Source organism: Serratia sp. YC16, assembly GCF_009707615.1.
GTDB lineage: Bacteria > Pseudomonadota > Gammaproteobacteria > Enterobacterales > Enterobacteriaceae > Serratia > Serratia surfactantfaciens.
Genome location: NZ_WLYN01000003.1, coordinates 266883 through 284031, shown reverse-complemented (window position 1 = coordinate 284031; position 17149 = coordinate 266883). Strand labels below are relative to the sequence as shown.

Here is a 17149-nt window from a genome sequence, read left to right as displayed (position 1 = left end):
CAATCTGGAGAATGTTGGCGGTCAATATATGAACGATACAAGCATAGTTGTAGCAATTTAGCAACACAATAAAAACATGTTAACAACGTGAGGACGATTGCAATAAAACACATAAATAACAAGATGACACTGTGTTAATTAGGGCTTTTTCGTTCGGATTTATCGCGATTTTCATTAATAGGTTAATGAAATAATTCACCGCTTTTCCCGCTGAATTTACAGCGCTTTTCAATGCCTGCCCGGGTGCTGCCCTCGCCGCCCTGCGCGTGCTACAGCCGCCGCTGTCGTCGCCGTCCCTCGTTCTTAAGAACGATAGCCAGGCTTTTCCGCCGCTTTCTACACTGCGAATTGAAGATAGCGCCAGGCGGCGCCAAACGTATAAGACGAAAAAATGATGACCTTTCTCGGGCTGAGGCGTCGGGTTGTTCAGTCCGCATGACCATACAGGGGACGGACGATGCAGAAAAAAACGTTGGCGGTGGCGTTGAGCGGCGCCTTATCGGGCCTGGCACAAGGAGCGGACGCCGATCGCCCCAATGTGCTGATCATTCTGGTGGACGATATGGGCTACTCCGACATCAGCCCGTTCGGCGGCGAGATACCGACGCCCAACTTGCAGGCGCTGGCCGAACGGGGCGTGCGCATGAGCCAGTACTACACCTCGCCGATGTCGGCGCCGGCGCGTTCGATGTTGATGACCGGCAACACCAATCAGCAGGCCGGCATGGGCGGCATGTGGTGGTATGAGAGCACCGCCGCGCAGCCGGGGTATGAAATGCGCCTGACCGACCGCGTGACCACGCTGCCGGAGCGTTTTCGCGACGCGGGCTACGCCACCATGATGGCGGGCAAATGGCATCTGGGCTATGTCGACGGCGCCAAACCAACCGATCGTGGCTTTGAGCGTGCCTTCGCCTTTATGGGCGGCGGCACCAGCCATTTCGACGACGCGAAACCGCTGGGCACCGTGGAGGCGTTCCATACCTTCTACACCCTGAATGGCAAGCGCGTGTCGCTGCCCAAAGATTTCTATTCCAGCAAGGCCTATGCCGACCAGCTGGAACGGTGGATCCGCGAGACACCGCAGAGCAAGCCGATCTTCGCCTATCTGGCCTTTACCGCGCCGCACGATCCGCTGCAGGCACCGGATGACTGGATCGCCAAATTCGACGGCAAATACGACGCCGGCTATCAGCTGGCCTATCAGCAGCGCATTCAGCGCCTGAAAGCGTTGGGATTGATTTCCGATCGCACGCCGATGCCGACGCTAGCGCTGGATAAGGCCTGGAACGCGCTGACGCCGGAACAGCAAAGATATGAAGCCAAGACCATGCAGGTGTACGCGGCGATGATCGCTTATATGGACGATCAGGTCGGCGCGGTGTTGAACACCCTGAAGCAGACCGGCCGCGACCAAAATACGGTGATCGTGTTCGCCACCGACAACGGCGCCAACCCCGCCAGCGGCTTTTACTACGGCTCGAAGCCGGAGTATTGGCGGCAGTTCGACAACAGCTACGCCAACCTCGGCCGCAAGGGATCGTTCATCTCTTACGGGCCGCACTGGGCCAACGTCAGCAATGCGCCGTACGCCAACTACCACAAGACCACCAGCGCGCAGGGCGGCATCAACACCGATTTCATCATTTCCGCGCCAGGGTTGAAGGGCCGCGGCGGTATCGATCGCACGCCGATGGCGGTGTATGACATCGCGCCGACGCTGTACGACTATGCCGGCATCGACGCCAATAAACCGCTGAAGGCCAAGCCGACGCTGCCGATGGTCGGCGTCAGCTTCAAACGCTATTTCAGCGGCGAGGCCGACGGCGTGCCGCGCGCGACCTACGGCGTGGAGCTGCATAACCAGGCCGCCTACGTGGATGGCGTCTGGAAGCTGCGGCGGTTGGTGAAGGCCGGGCCGACGGCGCAGATGGCGCCGTGGGGGCTGTTCAACCTGCATGACGATCCGCTGGAGACGCGCGATCTGGCCGCCGCCGACCCGGAGCGGGTCAAACGGCTGAGCGAGGCGTATCGCCGCTTTGCGCAGCAGAGCATGGTTATTGAAGCCAAAGGTGCAGCGATCGACTATCTCGGCGTCGACGCCAATACCGGCGACTACATCGGCCTGGATCCGCAGACCCACAAACCGTTGCCGCAGGCGGCGCCATGAACCTGGCCCAGCTGCGCGCGCAGCAGATCCCGGTAGAGAGCGAACCGCGCGCGGCGGCGCCTTTTCACCTGCTGGTGAAACCGATCGGTGCCGGCTGCAACCTGGGCTGCCGCTACTGCTACTACCCGCAGCGCCAGCAAGCGCGGACGCGCAAGATGGACGACGACCTGCTGGCGGAGTTTATCCGCGGCTACATCGCCGCCCAGCCGCGCTACAGCCGCGAGATCAACTTCGTCTGGCAGGGCGGCGAGCCGCTGTTGGCGGGGATCGGTTTTTACAAGCGGGCGCTGGCGCTGCAGCGCCGCTTTGCGCCGCCGGGCGTGCGGATCAGCAACAGCCTGCAGACCAACGGCACCCTGCTGAACGATGCCTGGTGCCGGCTGTTCCGGCAGCATCAATTCATCATCGGCGTCAGCCTGGACGGCGATCGCGAGGTGCAGGACGCCCATCGGCCGGACAAGCGCGGCGGCGCCAGCTATGACGCCGCGCTGCGCGGCATCGCGCTGCTGCAGCGCCATCAGATCGACTTCAACCTGCTGATGGTGGTGCACGACGGCGTCGCGGACCGCGCCGAGGCGATCTACGATCATGCGGTGGCGATCGGCGCGCGCTATCTGCAGTTTCAGCCGCTGATGCTGGAAGGGGACGCGCCCGCCGCGGGTTACGGGCTGAGCGCCGCCAACTGGGGGCGTTTCATGCTGGCGGTGTACCGCCGCTGGCGCAGCCGCGGGCACGTCGGTCAGGTGTTTGTGATGAACATCGAACAGGTCTACGCGCAGTATTTCACTCACGTCAGCTCCAGCTGCGTGCACGCCGAACGCTGCGGCGGCAATCTGGTGATGGAGCCGGACGGGCGCCTCTACGCCTGCGATCACCTGATCAATGCGCAGCACCTGCTCGGCCATGCCGATCGGCAGACGCCGCTCGCCACCCTGGCGGCAAAGGCGGCGGAGATGCCGTTCGGCAAGAACAAAAGCCTGCGCCGCGAGTGCCAACGCTGCAGCGTGAAAAGCGTCTGCCAGGGCGGCTGCCCGGCGCATGTGGGCGAAGATCGCTACAACCGGTTGTGCGCCGGCTATTACGCCTTCTTCTCCGCGTTGCTGGCGCCGCTGCTCGCCTACCCGCGCAGCCCGCAGGGGGCGATGCAGTGGCGCGCCGCCGTGAGCGCGGCCGCAGGTTGAAAGCGTCTCGTCCTTAAGGACGATAGTCAGCATTTTCCTTTCCTCTCTATAGTGAGATGACCGCCACTGGCGGTGAAAAACCTGCAAGCACCTGCATGCATCAGGCCAAAACTATAAGAGGAAATAACCATGAACCTGTCGTCGCGGTTGCACGCCCACCTGGCTCGAGGCAAGGTCGGCTTTCCCACCACCCTGGCCAGTTCGGTCGGGGTGATCATGGCCAGCCCGGTGATCCTGACGGTCACCAGCGGCTTCGGCATCGGCGGCGACACCTTCGCGCTGGCGATGCTGATCGCCTTCATCATGATGCAGGCGCAGCTCACCACCTTCTCCGAAGCGGCGGCGCTGCTGCCGACCTCCGGTTCGGTTTACGACTACATCTCCTGCGGCATGGGGCGCTTTTTCGCCATCACCGGCGCGCTGTCGGCCTACCTGATCGTGCATATCTTCGCCGGCACCGCCGAGACCATTCTCTCCGGCATCATGGCGCTGGTGAACTTCGAGCATCTCAACACCCTGATGGAAAGCCACAACGCCTCCTGGATGGTCGGCGTCGGGTTGGTTGTCGTGTTCGGCCTGCTCAATGCGTTCGGCATCGAGGCCTTCGGCAAGGCGGAGATCGTGCTGACCTTCGCCATGTGGAGCACGCTGGTGATCTTCGGCATCGTCGGGCTGCTGTCGCCGCATGCGGTGCCGCTCGAGGGTTGGTTCGGCAGCACGCTGAGCCTGAACGATCCCTTCGCGGTATTCAGCCTGATCGGCATGGCGATGTTCATGTTCGTCGGCTGTGAGCTGGTGACGCCGATGGCGCCGGAGATCAAACGCTGCGATCGGGTGATCCCGCGCGCCATGGCGCTCGGGCTGTGCGGCGTGGCGGTGTGCATGGCGCTGTACGGCGCGGCGCTCAGCCACCAGGTGGAAAACGTGGTGGTCGACGCCGCCAGCGGCACGCGCCTGCTGGAAACGCCGATGGCCATCCCGGCCTTCGCCGGCCAGGTGATGGGCCAGTTCGGCAAATACTGGCTGGGCGTCGGCCTGCTGCTGGCGGGCGCGGCGACCATCAATACGCTGATGGCGGCGGTGCCGCGCATCCTTTACGGCATGGCGCTGGACGGCGCGTTGCCGCGCATGTTCGCTTATCTGCACCCGCGCTTTAAAACGCCGGTGGTCGGCATTCTGGTGGCGGTTCTGATCCCCTGCGTGCACGCCTTCGCCATTCAGGGCAACCTCGACAAGATCATTCCGTTGGTGCTGGCGGCGGTGTGCGCCTGGGGCGTGGCCTACCTGCTGGTGACCTGCTCGGTGGTCATCCTGCGCCTGCGTCGCCCCGATCTGCCGCGCGCTTATAAATCGCCGTGGTTCCCGCTGCCGCAAATCGTCTCCAGCGTCGGCATCGTGCTGGCCATCGTCTACATCACGCCGCCGGGGATGAACCCGAGCGACGTTTACATTCCCTTCGGCTGGATGATCGGCCTGACCGCCGCCTATGCGCTGTTCTGGACGCTGTGCGTGCAGAAAGTGAATCCGTTCAAGCCGGTGCCGGTTGAGCAGGTGCTGGAAAATGCCTTCGCCAAAGGCGAAAACGAGGAGGCGCAGTTTGATCGGCTTACTTCCCTCACTTAATCGCGCCTGGCGGCGAGCGCCGTCGGGCTATCGTCCGGGCGCCGCGCTGGATCGCCTGGCCCGCAACCTGGAACCCTACGCGTGCGAACGTCTGGCGCCGGGCCTGCTGCGGCTGACGCTGCCGCAGGGGCCGCAGATCGAGGTCAGCGAACAGGTGCAGGGGCTGTTTATGGCGCATATCGTCAGCCATCGCTTTCGGTTGCAGGGCGCGTGCGCGGCGCAGCCCCCGCTGACGCTGGACGTAGTGACCGGCGGTTGGCTGCGGCGGCGCGGCGTGCGCTATCTGCTACGCCAGCGCCATGCGGCCGCGCAGCGGGTGCTGGATGGCCTGCTGCGCTACCCGCAGATCGGCGAGACGCTGGCGCAGCTGGATTTTCGCCGCGTGCGGCTGACGGTCAAAGACGGGCGCTGGCAGGTGGATATCGAGCATTTCGCCGCATCGGAGGTGGTCAGCCGTTTGCCGGCCGGCCGCCGCTATCTGCGGCTGGACGCCGAACAGCGGCGGCTGCTGTTGAGCAGCCTGCTGATGATCGGCCAACTGATGGAGAAGCTGAATCATGAATAGAGTGGTTGTGATTACCGGCGGCGGCACCGGCGTCGGCGCCGCCTGCGCCCGTCTGCTGGCGGCGCAGGGCGATCGGGTGTTCATCATCGGCCGCCGCCCGGAACCGCTGGCGGCGCTGGCGCATGAGATCGGCGCGCAGGCGCTGGTGGGCGACGCCGCCAGCGGCGAGAGCTGGAACCACACGCTGCTGCCGGCCATTCTGCGCGACGCCGGGCGCATCGACTGCCTGATCGGCAGCGCCGGTGGCATGGGCTTCAAGCGCATTACCGAGATGACCGACGAGCAGTGGCAAGGGGCGATGGACAGCAACCTCAACAGCGCTTTCGCCAGCGCGCGCGCCTGCTTGCCGGAGCTGATCAAGAGCGGCGGCAACCTGCTGTTTGTCGCCTCGATCGCCTCGCTGGCCGCCGGGCCGGAGGTCTGCGGTTACGTCACCGCCAAGCACGCGCTGATCGGACTGATGCGCTCCATCGCCCGCGACTATGGCCCGCTGGGCGTGCGCGCCAACGCGGTGTGTCCCGGCTGGGTGACCACGCCGATGGCGGACGAAGAGATGCAGCTGCTGATGGACGCCCATCAGATTTCGCTGGAACAGGCTTACCAGATGGTCTGCCGCGATGTGCCGCTGCGCCGGCCGGCCAGCGCCGAGGAGATCGCCCGCGTCTGCCGTTTCCTCTGTTCCAGCGAGGCTTCAATCATTACCGGCGCGGCGCTGGTGGCCGACGGCGGCTCCACCATCGTCGATGTGCCGACATTGGCTTTCACTTCCCTGTAAGGAGCATTTCCATGAGTTCAGAAGCGGTATTCATTCAGGTTGGCGCGCTGGCGGAAGGCTTTGCGCCGCACAGCAATACGCTGGAACGCCAGCACGGCCTGGCGGGCACCACGCTGACGCTGCGCTTTCGCGACGGTGCGACACAGCGCTGCCGGTTCACCGACGAGCAGACGCTGGAGTGGGGAGAGCGGCGCGGCGTCGCCTATCGCGCCACCAGCATTCGCCCCGGCGTGCTGTTCATCGATTTTCTCGACCCCGCACGCGCCAACGCCAGCATTACGCTGGTGTGCGACCGCAATCAGGGCAACTTCACCGCGGTGTACGGCCAACTGCCGGACGAAGCGCAGGCGCGGCTCGACGCCTTCAGCCGGGTGGAGCAGGGGCTGCCGCTGACCGCGGTCGAGGCCGAATTCCGCTTCGGCACGCTGGATGACGCCGACGTGGCGCCGCCGGGTTTTACCGATGAGCTGATCGGCATGCGCAATATGTACACCTACAGCCCGACCGAACGCTACGAGCATATCTACCTGAACGACAACTTCTACGCCTGGCAGTGTCTGGACGGGGTGGAGAAAGGGCTGGCGGACGTCGATCGCTGTCACTACGTGAAGGTGGCGGAGCAGCTTTATCTGTTCGTCTGGCGCGAGAAGATCATTCCGACGCTGGGCGTGGTGATGATCGATCTGCAAGGCATGCGCACCGACGGCAAGATCCTCGGCTATCAGGGCAGCGATTTCAGCGCGCTGAGCAACTTTGCGGTCGGCGCCCACGCGCAGGTGCTGAACACCACGCGCCACCCGCGAGGATAGGCCGATGAACGCAACCTATGCGGCCGACGCCTTCGCGGGGCAGGCGGTGCTGGTGACCGGCGGCGCTCAGGGCATTGGGCTGGCGATCGTCAGCGCCTTCGCCCGGTTGGGCGCCGAGGTGACGATCGCGGACGTGCAGCTGCCGCAGGCACAGGCGGCGGCGCAAGCGCTGCGGGACGAAGGGTTGAGCGTGCAGGCGCTGGCCTGCGATCTGGCCGAGCCGGGGCAGATCGCCGAGGGGGTGGCGGCGGTGGGCGAGCGGCATCAACGGCTGGATGTGGTGATCCACAACGCCGCTTACTTTCCGCTGACGCCGTTCGCCGCCATCGACGCGGCCCTGCTGCAACGCACGCTGAGCGTCAATCTGATGGCGCCGTTCTTTCTGGCGCAGGCGGCGCTGCCGTGGATGCGCCGCTCCGGGGGCGGCAGTCTGCTGGTGACCTCGTCGGTGACCGGCCCGCGGGTGGCCTACCCGGGGCTGGCGCACTACGCCGCTTCCAAGGCCGGGGTAAACGGGTTTATTCGCGCGGCGGCGCTGGAGCTGGCGGCGGAGAAAATTCGCGTCAACGGCGTGGAGCCGGGGATGATCCGCACGCCGGCGATGGCCAACCTGGGCGACGCGCAGGTGAATCAGGCGATCGCCGCTGCGGTGCCGCTCGGGCGGCTGGGTGAACCGGAAGACATCGCTGCGGCGATGGTGTTTCTCGCCTCGCCGGCGGCGGCCTATATCACCGGCCAGACGCTGGTGGTGGACGGCGGCGCGCTGTTGCCGGAAACGAATTCTCCGCTTGCTTGACGCTGCAGCGTTGTTGGCTGCAGACGCCAATTAATTTGAGAATTCCGATGGGTTAAATCACTGCTTGGCAGGATGCGCGGTGACGTTGGCGGGCAGGCTGTCGCCCAGGGTGATCAGCTCGTCCAGCAACGTCATCAACTGGTCCATTTTCTGCCGCGAAAAGGCAGCTTCAATCTCGGCGTAGCCCTGTTCCACTTGGTGGCGCGCCACTTCATACAGATCCTGACCCTGTTGGGTCAGCGACACGTACAGCTTGCGCTGATCGTTGACGGGTTTCAGGCGGAAGATCAGCTTGTCGCGCTCCATGCGCGACAGAATGCCGGTCAGGCTGGGGCGCAGGATACAGGTTTCCGCCGCCAGCTCGTGGAATTCGATCGAACGGCTGTTGGCCAGCACGCGGATGATGCGCCACTGCTGCTCGGTGAGATTGTGGCTTTTCAGGATCGGGCGGAAGAACCCCATGGCGGTTTCACGCGCCTGCAGCAGGGCGATGGTTAACGATTCATGCATAAGTTTGGCCTTAGCTATCAAGGTGTTCGTTATTACGGCGCTCGTTATGGGGGCGCCTGCCCCACAAAGCCCGATTTTGTTAATAACTTAATAGTAGCCAAAGTTACCCGTAGGGATAAAGCAAAAATGCAAGGCACAGCGAAAAATGGTGTGAAAAAGGGTTAATACGTTGAGTAATCACGCTAATGTTCTTGGTTTGTGAATATTTTGTTATCACGATCACAAATCACTCCAAGCGCGTTGCGTAAAAGCTGCACAGCGTATAAAAGTAATCATTAATATATTAATGAATGCCGGTTGTCATGTTTTGCCATTGGAGGAGTTCGCATGAAAGGCACCGTATTTTCCGTTGCGCTGAACCACCGCAGCCAACTGGACGCCTGGGATCAGGCGTTTCACCAGCCGCCGTATCAGACCCCACCCAAAACCCCGGTGTGGTTTATCAAACCGCGCAACACTCACCTCGCCAACGGCGGGGCGATCCCGTTTCCGGCCGGTGAAACCGTGCAGAGCGGCGGCACGCTGGCGGTGATCATCGGCGACACCGCGCGCAAGGTGCCGGCGGCGCAGGTGAGCCGTTATCTGGCCGGTTACGCGTTGGCCAACGACGTCAGCCTGCCGGAGAGCAGCTTCTATCGCCCGGCGATCAAGGCCAAATGCCGCGACGGGTTCTGCCCGCTGGGAGAGATAGGCCAGCTGGAGAATGCCGATCGGCTGGAGATCGTCACCGAGATCAACGGCGTGGAGCAGGATCGCTGGTCCACCGCCGATCTGGTGCGCTCGGTGCCGGAGCTGATCGCCGCCATCAGCGATTTCATCACCCTGCAGCCGGGCGATGCGGTGCTGATCGGCACCCCGCACCAGCGGGTGGAGATCAAACCGGGGGATGAGGTGACGGTGCGCGCCGCCGGCCTGCCCACTCTGAGCAACCGCGTCACCCAGGCAGGAGCCACATCATGAAACATGCCCGTATTCGCCATCATGGCCAGATCGTCAACGTTCAGGTGGACGACCAGCTGCGCGTCACGCTGCCAAACGGCGAGGTGCTGCAGGAGCGCGAAGTGGAATGGCTGCCGCCGGCGCAGGGCACGGTGTTTGCCCTGGGGCTGAACTATGCCGACCACGCCAGCGAACTGGAATTCAAGGCGCCGGAAGAGCCGCTGGTGTTCCTCAAGGCGCCGAACACCCTGACCGGCCATCGTCAGGTATCGGTACGTCCGGCCGACGTGGAGTACATGCATTACGAAGCCGAGCTGGTGGCGGTGATCGGCAAGACCGCGCGCAACGTCAGCCGCGAGCGCGCCATGGAGTATGTGGCGGGCTACACCCTGTGCAACGACTACGCCATCCGCGACTACCTGGAAAACTACTACCGGCCGAATCTGCGGGTGAAGAGCCGCGATACCCTGACGCCGATCGGGCCGTACATCGTCGATCGTGACGACGTCGCCGATCCGCACCGGCTGGCGCTCAGTACCTACGTCAACGGCGAGCTGCGCCAGCGCGGCAGTACCGCCGACATGATTTTCGACATTCCGTTCCTGATCGCCTACCTGAGCGAATTCATGACGCTGCAGCCGGGCGACATGATCGCCACCGGCACGCCGAAAGGGCTGGCCGACGTGCGGCCGGGCGACGAAGTGGTGGTGGAGATCGAGGGCATCGGCCGTCTGGTTAACCACATTATCAGTGAAAAAGATTACGAGGAGAGCCTGCGATGAAAACCATCAACCACTGGATCAACGGCAAGAACGTCGCCAGCAAAGAGTATTTCACCACCACCAACCCGGCGAACGGCGAAGTGCTGGCGGAAGTGGCCTCCGGCGGCCAGCTGGAGATCGACCAGGCGGTGGCGGCCGCGAAAGAGGCTTTCCCCAAATGGGCCAACACGCCGATGAAAGAGCGCGCGCGCCTGATGCGCCGTCTGGGTGAACTGATCGACCAGAACGTGCCGCAGATCGCCGAAATGGAAACTGCCGATACCGGCCTGCCGATCCATCAGACCAAAAACGTGCTGATCCCGCGCGCCTCGCACAACTTCGAGTTCTTCGCCGAGGTGTGCCAGCAGATGAACGGCAAGACCTACCCGGTGGACGACAAGATGCTCAACTACACGCTGGTGCAGCCGGTGGGGGTCTGCGCGCTGGTGTCGCCGTGGAACGTGCCGTTCATGACCGCCACCTGGAAAACCGCACCTTGCCTGGCGTTGGGTAACACTGCGGTGTTGAAGATGTCCGAACTGTCGCCGCTGAGCGCCGATCGCCTGGGCGAGCTGGCGCTGGAGGCCGGTATTCCCGCCGGGGTGCTGAACGTGGTGCAGGGTTACGGCGCCACCGCCGGCGACGCGCTGGTGCGCCATAAAGACGTGCGTGCGGTTTCGTTCACCGGCGGCACCGCCACCGGCCGCCGCATCATCGAAAGCGCCGGGCTGAAGAAATTCTCCATGGAGCTCGGCGGCAAGTCGCCGGTGCTGATCTTTGAAGACGCCGACATCGAGCGGGCGCTCGACGCCGCGCTGTTCACCATCTTCTCGATCAACGGCGAACGCTGCACCGCCGGTTCGCGCATCTTCATTCAGGAGAGCATCTATCCGGAATTCGTCAAACGCTTCGCCGAGCGCGCCAACCGTCTGCGCGTGGGCGATCCGCAAGATCCCAACACCCAGGTGGGGGCGCTGATCAGCCCGCAGCACTGGGAAAAAGTCTCCGGCTATATCCGCCTCGGGGTGGAAGAAGGGGCGACCCTGCTGGCCGGCGGCCCGGACAAACCGGCTGGTTTGAGCCACGGCAACTTCCTGCGCCCGACGGTGCTGGCGGATGTCGATAACCGGATGCGCGTGGCGCAGGAGGAGATCTTCGGGCCGGTGGCCTGCCTGCTGCCGTTCAAGTCGGAAGAAGACGGCCTGCGCATGGCCAACGACGTGGAGTACGGCCTGGCGTCGTACATCTGGACGCAGGATGTGAGCAAGGTTCTGCGCCTGGCCCGCGGCATCGAAGCCGGCATGGTTTTCGTCAACACCCAAAACGTGCGCGATCTGCGCCAACCGTTCGGCGGCGTGAAAGCCTCCGGCACCGGCCGCGAAGGCGGCGAATACAGCTTCGAAGTGTTCGCCGAAATGAAGAACGTGTGCATTTCCATGGGCGACCACCCGATCCCGAAATGGGGCGTCTGAGCCTCAGACCACAATAATAACGAGAGAGATGAGAACAATGACGACAAAACTGACCACTAATGCTGTCCCTGCTCCCGACGTCGTGCGCTGTGCCTACATGGAAATTCAGGTCACGAACCTTAAAGCCGCACGCGAATTTTACGTCGATATCCTCGGCCTGGTCGTGACCGCCGAAGATGACAAAACCCTCTACCTGCGTTCGATGGAGGAGTTCATTCACCATAACCTGGTGCTGCGTGAAGGCCCGGTGGCCGCCGTGGCGGCGTTTGCTTTCCGCGTGCGCACGCCGGAAGACGTCGATCGCGCCGAAGCGTATTTCAAGGCGCTTGGCTGCCGCACCGAGCGGCGGGTGAACGGGTTCGCCAAAGGCATCGGCGATGCGGTGCGGGTAGAAGATCCGCTCGGTTTCCCGTACGAATTTTTCTACGACGTGCAGCACGTCGAGCGTCTGGCCTGGCGTTACGATCTGTATACGCCGGGCGCGCTGGTGCGCCTCGATCACTTTAACCAAATCACCCCAGACGTGCCGCGCGCCGTGGAATATATCCAGGGGCTGGGCTTCCGCGTAACGGAAGACATCCGCGATGAAGACGGCGTGGTTTACGCCGCCTGGATGCGCCGTAAGGCGACGGTGCACGATACCGCGATGACCGGCGGCGCCGGGCCGCGCATGCACCACATCGCCTTCGCCACCCATGAAAAACACAACATTTTGGCCATCTGCGACAAACTCGGCGCGCTGCGCAAATCCGATTTGATCGAACGCGGCCCTGGCCGTCACGGCGTCTCCAACGCGTTCTATCTCTACCTGCGCGATCCCGATGGCCACCGCGTGGAAATCTACACGCAGGATTACTACACCGGCGATCCGGACAACCCGACCGTGACCTGGGACGTGCATGACAACCAGCGCCGCGACTGGTGGGGCAATCCGGTGGTGCCGAGCTGGTACACCGAAGGATCGCTGGTGCTGGATCTCGATGGGCAGCCGCAGCCGGTCATCGAACGCAGCGCGCCCAGCGAAATGGCCGTCACCATCGGCGCAGACGGTTTTTCCTATACCCGCGAGGGCGATACGGAAAAAGGTTTCAAACTTGGCAATACGCTGTAAATGCCGTTGCGCGGGCCTGGCCCGCGCATATTCGCCGTCTGGAGAACGCTATGCCCCATTTTTACGCTGAATGTACCGACAACATCCGCCGTGAGGCGGATTTGCCGACTCTGTTCGCCAAGGTCAACGAAGCGCTGGCGGCGACCGGCATCTTCCCGTTGGCCGGCGTGCGCAGCCGCGCCATCTGGCTCGACACCTGGCAGATGGCCGACGGCAAGCAGGATTACGCCTTCGTGCACATGACGCTGAAGATCGGCCACGGCCGCAGTCTGGAAAGCCGGCAACAGGTGGGCGAGATGCTGTTTGCTCTGATCAAGGAACACTTCGCCGCGCTGATGGCGCAGCGTTACCTGGCGCTCTCTTTCACTATGGAAGAGCTGGATCCGGTACTGAATTACAAACAGAACAATGTCCACGCGCTGTTCAACAAAGCGTGAATAAGGGGTCGTAAATGCTGGATAAAGAGCAGGTTAACCGCGCCGTGCAGCGTCTGCATCAGGCGGAAAAGAGCCGTGAGCAGATCCGCGCGCTGTCGCTCGATCATCCCGAGATCACCATCGAAGACGCTTACGCCATTCAGCGGCAGTGGGTGGAGCTGAAGATCGCCGAGGGGCGCACGCTCAAAGGCCACAAGATCGGCCTGACCTCGCGCGCCATGCAGGTGAGCTCGCAGATCACCGAGCCGGATTACGGCGCGCTGCTGGACGATATGTTCTTCAACGACGGCAGCGACATTCCGATCGATCGCTTTATCGTGCCGCGGGTGGAGGTGGAGCTGGCGTTCATACTGGCCAAGCCGCTGCGCGGGCCGAACTGTACGCTGTTCGACGTCTACAACGCCACCGATTACATCATTCCGGCGCTGGAGATTATCGACGCGCGCAGCCATAACGTCGATCCCGAGACTCAGCGGCCGCGCAAGGTGTTCGACACCATCTCCGACAATGCCGCCAACGCCGGGGTGGTGATGGGCGGGCGGCCGATCAAGCCGGATGCGCTGGATCTGCGCTGGATCTCTGCGCTGCTGTACCGCAACGGCGTGATTGAAGAGTCCGGCGTGGCGGCGGCGGTGCTCAACCACCCGGCCAACGGCGTGGCCTGGCTGGCCAACAAGCTGGCGCCGTATGAGGTGGAGCTGGAGGCGGGGCAGGTGATCCTCGGCGGCTCCTTCACCCGGCCGGTGCCGGCGCGGCGCGGCGATACCTTCCACGTCGACTACGGCCCGATGGGCTGCATCAGCTGCCGCTTCGTCTAATAAGCAGGCTCGGCGAACCGGGCCGCACTAAACCGGGCGGGGGCCATGCGCCGCGCCCGCTTGTCAGGGAGAATGCGATGTTAACCAACCACTTCAAACGTGCGCTGCAGGAAAAACGCCCGCAGATCGGGCTGTGGCTCGGGCTGTGCAGCAGCTACAGCGCCGAGCTGCTGGCCGGCGCCGGTTTCGACTGGCTGCTGATCGACGGCGAACATGCGCCCAACAACGTGCAAACGGTGCTGGGGCAGCTGCAGGCGGTCGCGCCTTACCCCAGCCAGCCGGTGGTGCGTCCGCCGTGGAACGACGCGGTGATCATCAAGCAACTGCTGGACGTCGGCGCGCAAACCTTGCTTATCCCGATGATTCAAAACGCCGAACAGGCGCGTGACGCGGTGCGCGCGACGCGCTACCCGCCGCACGGGGTGCGCGGCGTCGGCAGCGCCCTGGCGCGCGCTTCACGCTGGAACCGGGTGCCCGATTACCTGCAGCAGGCCGACGAGCAGATGTGCGTGCTGGTGCAGATTGAAACCCGCGAAGCGGTGAAAAACCTCGACGCCATTTTACAGGTGGAAGGGGTGGACGGCGTGTTTATCGGCCCGGCGGATCTCAGCGCCGACATGGGCTTCGCCGGCAACCCGCAGCACCCGGAGGTGCAGCGCACCATCGACGACGCCATCGCGCGCATCCGCGCCGCCGGCAAGGCGCCGGGCATTCTGATGGCCAACAAGGCGCTGGCGCAGCGCTATCTGGAAGCCGGCGCGCTGTTCGTCGCGGTAGGGGTGGACACCACCCTGCTGGCGCGGGCGGCGGAAGCCCTGGCGGACGAGTTCAAGCAAGGCGGGGCGTCAGCACCTTCATCGGGAGTCTACTGAACCATGAACCACGTCGATTCGCTGCAGCCGGCCAACCCGGCGCAGCAACATAAAGCGTTAACCGCCGCCGAGCAATCGGTGATTAAAAAGTTGTTTCGGCGCCTGATCATTTTCCTGTTCGTGCTGTTTGTTTTCTCTTTCCTCGACCGCATCAACATCGGCTTCGCCGGGTTGACGATGGGCAAAGATCTCGGCCTCAGCTCGACCATGTTCGGGCTGGCGGCGACGTTGTTCTATGTCACCTACGTGATCTTCGGCATTCCCAGCAACATGATGCTGAGCCGGGTCGGCGCGCGGCGCTGGATCGCCACCATCATGGTGCTGTGGGGCATCGCCTCCACCTGCACCATGTTCGCCACCGGGCCCACCAGCCTGTACGTGCTGCGTATGATCGTCGGTATCACCGAGGCCGGCTTCCTGCCGGGCATTCTGGTGTACCTCACCTACTGGTTCCCGGCGTTCTACCGCGCCCGCGCCAACGCCTTGTTCATGATCGCCATGCCGGTGACCATGGCGATCGGCTCGCTGGTCTCCGGCTATATTCTGGCGCTGGACGGGGTGATGAACCTGAAGGGTTGGCAGTGGCTGTTCCTGCTGGAAGGCATTCCGTCGGTGCTGCTGGGCGTGGTGGTGTGGTTCTATCTCGACGATACGCCGGCCAAGGCCAAGTGGCTGACCGACGAGGAGAAAGCCAGCCTGAAGGCGATGATGGAGGCCGACAAGCTGCAGCTGGTGCAACCCAACGGGCCGAGCAGCCACCGCGCGCTGCAGCAGCGCAGCCTGTGGCGCGAGATCTGCACGCCGATCGTGCTGATGTACACGCTGGCCTATTTCTGCCTGACCAACACCCTGAGCGCGATCAATATCTGGACGCCGCAGATCCTGCAGAGCTTTAACCAGGGCAGCAGCAACGTGACGATCGGCATCCTGGCGGCGATCCCGCAGATCTGCACCATCGCCGGCATGGTGTGGTGGAGCAAACGATCCGACCGGCTGCAGGAGCGCAAGCATCACACCGCGCTGCCGTACCTGTTCGCCGCCGCCGGCTGGCTATTGGCGTCGGCCACCGATCACAGCCTGATCCAACTGCTGGGGATCGTGATGGCCTCGGTCGGCTCCTTCACCGCCATGGCGATCTTCTGGACCACGCCGGATCAGTCGATCAGCCTGGAAGCGCGGGCGGTGGGGATCGCCGTGATCAACGCCACCGGCAACATCGGATCGGCGCTCAGCCCGCTGTTGATCGGCTGGTTCAAGGACATGACCGGCAGCTTTAACTCTGGGCTGTATTTCGTCTCGGCGCTGTTGATCGTCGGCGCCGTGTTGGTGTGGCGCATCCCGATGAAGGATTCGCGCCCGAGAGCGACGCCTTGATGTGCAGATAGGCAGGATTGCAGGAGGTCATGAGGTGCGGAAAAGTACCGGCTTTATCGCCAACATCGATATTTGCAAAGAGTATGACGCGCGCTACGCCGCCGACGAGGTGCATTACGAAACCTTCGCCGGGCTGGCGGCGTTCTTCGGCCGCGACATGCAGGTGCATTGGCACGACTGCTTTTTCCAGGTGCATTTCCTGGAGACCGGCAAGATAGAGCTGCAGCTCGACGATCAGCACTATTCGGTGCAGGCGCCGCTGTTCATCCTCACGCCGCCGTCGGTGCCGCATGCGTTCTTCACCGAACCGGACAGCGACGGCCACGTGCTGACGGTGCGCCAGGAGCTGATTTGGCCGCTGCTGGAGCGCCTCTATCCCGGCAGCAATCTGGCGTTGGACATGCCGGGCATCTGCCTGTCGCTGGCCGACGCGCCGCAGGAGCTGACGGCGCTCAGCCACTATTGGGCGCTGATCCGCCGCGAGTTCGCGCAGAACCTGGCCGGGCGCGAACAGACGCTGGCGCTGCTGGCGCAGGCGGTGTTCACGCTGCTGCTGCGCAACACCGCGCTGGAAGACAGCGCCAACAGCGGCGTGCGCGGGGAATTGAAACTATTTCAACGATTTAACAAGATGGTGGACGAGCGTTTTCGCGAGCACCTGCCGGTGCCGGAGTATGCGCAGGCGCTGGGGGTGACCGAATCGCGGCTCAACGACCTGTGCCGACGCTTCGCCAATCGGCCGCCCAAGCGGCTGATCTTCGATCGGCTGCTGCGCGAGGCCAAGCGCATGCTGCTGTTCAGCGCCTGCACGGTGCATGAAACCGCCTACAGCCTCGGCTTCAAGGATCCGGCCTATTTCGCCCGGTTTTTCAATCGGCTGGAAGGCTGTTCCCCTTCGACCTACCGCGCGGCGCAGCACGCCCTTTCGTAACCGCG

At 63.4% G+C, this 17149-nt stretch carries 17 protein-coding genes; 16 read left to right on the top strand and 1 reads right to left on the bottom strand.

Annotation, left to right across the window (positions count from 1 at the left end; translation table 11 throughout):
* Window positions 1-457 precede the first annotated feature (457 nt).
* The 7 genes from GKN89_RS13210 to GKN89_RS13180 all read left to right on the top strand — a co-directional run bounded on the left by GKN89_RS13210 (window position 458) and on the right by GKN89_RS13180 (window position 7919).
* Window positions 458-2170 carry an arylsulfatase gene (locus GKN89_RS13210; protein WP_154747142.1) on the top strand — a complete coding sequence of 571 codons (1713 nt, stop codon included), beginning with the start codon at window positions 458-460 and terminating at the stop codon, window positions 2168-2170.
* A complete protein-coding gene (locus tag GKN89_RS13205) occupies window positions 2167-3351 on the top strand; it encodes an anaerobic sulfatase maturase (protein WP_154747141.1) in 1185 nt (394 codons plus the stop codon). Before GKN89_RS13210 ends, GKN89_RS13205 begins: the two co-directional genes overlap by 4 nt.
* Before the next feature lie 129 nt (window positions 3352-3480).
* Window positions 3481-4974: an APC family permease gene (locus GKN89_RS13200; protein WP_019454948.1), complete on the top strand. Its 1494-nt coding sequence runs from the start codon at window positions 3481-3483 to the stop codon at window positions 4972-4974.
* Window positions 4949-5539 carry a DUF3156 family protein gene (locus GKN89_RS13195; protein ID WP_019454949.1) on the top strand — a complete coding sequence of 197 codons (591 nt, stop codon included), beginning with the start codon at window positions 4949-4951 and terminating at the stop codon, window positions 5537-5539. Before GKN89_RS13200 ends, GKN89_RS13195 begins: the two co-directional genes overlap by 26 nt.
* Window positions 5532-6314, top strand: coding sequence for an SDR family NAD(P)-dependent oxidoreductase (locus tag GKN89_RS13190; RefSeq protein ID WP_025159608.1), 783 nt, complete (start codon window positions 5532-5534; stop codon window positions 6312-6314). Before GKN89_RS13195 ends, GKN89_RS13190 begins: the two co-directional genes overlap by 8 nt.
* A gap of 11 nt (window positions 6315-6325) precedes the next feature.
* Window positions 6326-7123 (top strand): molybdenum cofactor biosynthesis F family protein, encoded by a 798-nt coding sequence (locus GKN89_RS13185; RefSeq protein ID WP_049300740.1) that lies wholly within the window; start codon window positions 6326-6328, stop codon window positions 7121-7123.
* A 4-nt stretch (window positions 7124-7127) separates the two neighbouring features.
* Window positions 7128-7919 (top strand): SDR family oxidoreductase, encoded by a 792-nt coding sequence (locus tag GKN89_RS13180; RefSeq protein ID WP_063918103.1) that lies wholly within the window; start codon window positions 7128-7130, stop codon window positions 7917-7919.
* Window positions 7920-7976: 57 nt separating this feature from the next.
* Here the strand turns inward: GKN89_RS13180 and hpaR are convergent, their stop codons facing one another.
* On the bottom strand, window positions 7977-8429 hold the full coding sequence (hpaR, locus tag GKN89_RS13175; RefSeq protein ID WP_004933183.1) for a homoprotocatechuate degradation operon regulator HpaR: 453 nt from the start codon (window positions 8427-8429) through the stop codon (window positions 7977-7979).
* A gap of 327 nt (window positions 8430-8756) precedes the next feature.
* Here hpaR and GKN89_RS13170 point away from each other — a divergent pair, with 327 nt between their 5' ends.
* The 9 genes from GKN89_RS13170 to hpaA all read left to right on the top strand — a co-directional run bounded on the left by GKN89_RS13170 (window position 8757) and on the right by hpaA (window position 17144).
* Window positions 8757-9389, top strand: a complete 633-nt coding sequence (locus tag GKN89_RS13170; RefSeq protein WP_019454953.1) for a fumarylacetoacetate hydrolase family protein — start codon at window positions 8757-8759, stop codon at window positions 9387-9389.
* Window positions 9386-10150 carry a fumarylacetoacetate hydrolase family protein gene (locus tag GKN89_RS13165; protein WP_004933177.1) on the top strand — a complete coding sequence of 255 codons (765 nt, stop codon included), beginning with the start codon at window positions 9386-9388 and terminating at the stop codon, window positions 10148-10150. Before GKN89_RS13170 ends, GKN89_RS13165 begins: the two co-directional genes overlap by 4 nt.
* Window positions 10147-11601, top strand: coding sequence for a 5-carboxymethyl-2-hydroxymuconate semialdehyde dehydrogenase (gene hpaE, locus GKN89_RS13160; RefSeq protein ID WP_033631722.1), 1455 nt, complete (start codon window positions 10147-10149; stop codon window positions 11599-11601). Before GKN89_RS13165 ends, hpaE begins: the two co-directional genes overlap by 4 nt.
* Before the next feature lie 37 nt (window positions 11602-11638).
* Window positions 11639-12712 carry a 3,4-dihydroxyphenylacetate 2,3-dioxygenase gene (gene hpaD / locus GKN89_RS13155; RefSeq protein WP_004933173.1) on the top strand — a complete coding sequence of 358 codons (1074 nt, stop codon included), beginning with the start codon at window positions 11639-11641 and terminating at the stop codon, window positions 12710-12712.
* A gap of 50 nt (window positions 12713-12762) precedes the next feature.
* Window positions 12763-13149, top strand: a complete 387-nt coding sequence (locus GKN89_RS13150) for a 5-carboxymethyl-2-hydroxymuconate Delta-isomerase (protein ID WP_004933172.1) — start codon at window positions 12763-12765, stop codon at window positions 13147-13149.
* A gap of 14 nt (window positions 13150-13163) precedes the next feature.
* Window positions 13164-13967, top strand: a complete 804-nt coding sequence (hpaH, locus tag GKN89_RS13145; RefSeq protein WP_074055322.1) for a 2-oxo-hept-4-ene-1,7-dioate hydratase — start codon at window positions 13164-13166, stop codon at window positions 13965-13967.
* A gap of 77 nt (window positions 13968-14044) precedes the next feature.
* A complete protein-coding gene (gene hpaI / locus GKN89_RS13140) occupies window positions 14045-14839 on the top strand; it encodes a 4-hydroxy-2-oxoheptanedioate aldolase (RefSeq protein WP_019454958.1) in 795 nt (264 codons plus the stop codon).
* Between the two features lie 3 nt (window positions 14840-14842).
* Window positions 14843-16213, top strand: a complete 1371-nt coding sequence (gene hpaX, locus GKN89_RS13135; RefSeq protein WP_154747140.1) for a 4-hydroxyphenylacetate permease — start codon at window positions 14843-14845, stop codon at window positions 16211-16213.
* Between the two features lie 34 nt (window positions 16214-16247).
* Entirely contained in the window at window positions 16248-17144 is an 897-nt protein-coding gene (gene hpaA, locus GKN89_RS13130) for a 4-hydroxyphenylacetate catabolism regulatory protein HpaA (protein ID WP_019454960.1), read from the top strand.
* Window positions 17145-17149 lie beyond the last annotated feature (5 nt).

Coding starts and splice junctions, on each gene's coding strand:
- GKN89_RS13210 (WP_154747142.1), top strand. CDS start 458: ATGCAGAAAAAAACGTTGGCGGTGGCGTTGAGCGGCGCCTTATCGGGC.
- hpaR (WP_004933183.1), bottom strand. CDS start 8,429: ATGCATGAATCGTTAACCATCGCCCTGCTGCAGGCGCGTGAAACCGCC.
- hpaE (WP_033631722.1), top strand. CDS start 10,147: ATGAAAACCATCAACCACTGGATCAACGGCAAGAACGTCGCCAGCAAA.
- hpaX (WP_154747140.1), top strand. CDS start 14,843: ATGAACCACGTCGATTCGCTGCAGCCGGCCAACCCGGCGCAGCAACAT.
- GKN89_RS13150 (WP_004933172.1), top strand. CDS start 12,763: ATGCCCCATTTTTACGCTGAATGTACCGACAACATCCGCCGTGAGGCG.
- hpaI (WP_019454958.1), top strand. CDS start 14,045: ATGTTAACCAACCACTTCAAACGTGCGCTGCAGGAAAAACGCCCGCAG.
- GKN89_RS13185 (WP_049300740.1), top strand. CDS start 6,326: ATGAGTTCAGAAGCGGTATTCATTCAGGTTGGCGCGCTGGCGGAAGGC.
- hpaD (WP_004933173.1), top strand. CDS start 11,639: ATGACGACAAAACTGACCACTAATGCTGTCCCTGCTCCCGACGTCGTG.
- GKN89_RS13180 (WP_063918103.1), top strand. CDS start 7,128: ATGAACGCAACCTATGCGGCCGACGCCTTCGCGGGGCAGGCGGTGCTG.
- GKN89_RS13170 (WP_019454953.1), top strand. CDS start 8,757: ATGAAAGGCACCGTATTTTCCGTTGCGCTGAACCACCGCAGCCAACTG.
- GKN89_RS13190 (WP_025159608.1), top strand. CDS start 5,532: ATGAATAGAGTGGTTGTGATTACCGGCGGCGGCACCGGCGTCGGCGCC.
- GKN89_RS13200 (WP_019454948.1), top strand. CDS start 3,481: ATGAACCTGTCGTCGCGGTTGCACGCCCACCTGGCTCGAGGCAAGGTC.
- GKN89_RS13165 (WP_004933177.1), top strand. CDS start 9,386: ATGAAACATGCCCGTATTCGCCATCATGGCCAGATCGTCAACGTTCAG.
- hpaH (WP_074055322.1), top strand. CDS start 13,164: ATGCTGGATAAAGAGCAGGTTAACCGCGCCGTGCAGCGTCTGCATCAG.
- GKN89_RS13205 (WP_154747141.1), top strand. CDS start 2,167: ATGAACCTGGCCCAGCTGCGCGCGCAGCAGATCCCGGTAGAGAGCGAA.